The organism is Xanthovirga aplysinae, assembly GCF_009711365.1.
Taxonomy (GTDB): Bacteria; Bacteroidota; Bacteroidia; order Cytophagales; family Cyclobacteriaceae; genus Xanthovirga; species Xanthovirga aplysinae.
Genome location: NZ_SMMB01000278.1, coordinates 1 through 967 on the forward strand (window position 1 = coordinate 1; position 967 = coordinate 967).

General features: G+C 37.4%; 1 protein-coding gene. It reads left to right on the forward strand.

What is annotated here, in order from left to right; genetic code table 11:
• Nucleotides 1-117: 117 nt before the first annotated feature.
• A partial coding sequence (gene mdh / locus E1171_RS00725; RefSeq protein WP_155203124.1) for a malate dehydrogenase occupies nt 118-967 on the forward strand: 850 nt, incomplete at its 3' end.

Consider the following 967-nt stretch of genomic DNA (forward strand, 5'->3'; position numbering starts at 1 on the left):
CTTTTTTAAGTTTTATTTAAATCTCTGAAATCATTTCCTAAATAAGCGCTTATACTTAAATTAGCGACATCATTTTTTAAATTAGTTTTTTAACGAAATAGATTACACTGAACGATTATGAAAGTAACAGTTGTAGGCGCTGGAAATGTGGGAGCCACTTGCGCTGACGTTTTGGCTTATCGTGAAATAGCAAATGAGGTAGTGTTATTGGATATTAGAGAAGGTTTTGCGGAAGGAAAAGCCCTGGATATTTGGCAAAAATCTCCTATTAATCTTTATGACACGAGAACGGTCGGTTCTACTAACGATTATTCGAAGACAGCAAATTCGGATGTAGTTGTAATTACTTCTGGTTTACCAAGAAAACCGGGAATGACAAGGGATGATTTAATTGCAACCAATGCTGGCATTGTAAAAACTGTTACTGAAAATGTAATTAAGCATTCTCCTGACGCTATTATTATTGTTGTTTCCAATCCTTTGGATGTGATGACATATCAGGCGCATTTATCTTCTAAAATGCCAAGGTCGAAAGTGATGGGTATGGCTGGCATCCTGGATACTGCTAGATACAGAGCGTTTTTGGCTGAAGAATTAAATGTTTCACCAAAAGACATTCAAGCAGTATTAATGGGTGGTCATGGTGATACTATGGTGCCACTTCCTCGATATACTACAGTTGGAGGAATTCCTGTAACCGAATTGATTAGTGAAGAAAAACTGACTGCTATTGTAGATAGAACAAAAGTAGGGGGTGGTGAATTGGTAAAACTAATGGGTACTTCAGCCTGGTATGCTCCAGGATCTGCAGCTGCTCAAATGGTAGAAGCCATTGTTAAAGATCAAAGAAGAGTATTCCCTGTTTGTGTAAAACTTGAAGGAGAGTACGGTATTGACGATTGTTACTTAGGCGTACCAGTTATTTTAGGTAAAAATGGTATCGAGAGGGTGATAGAATTAGATTTGA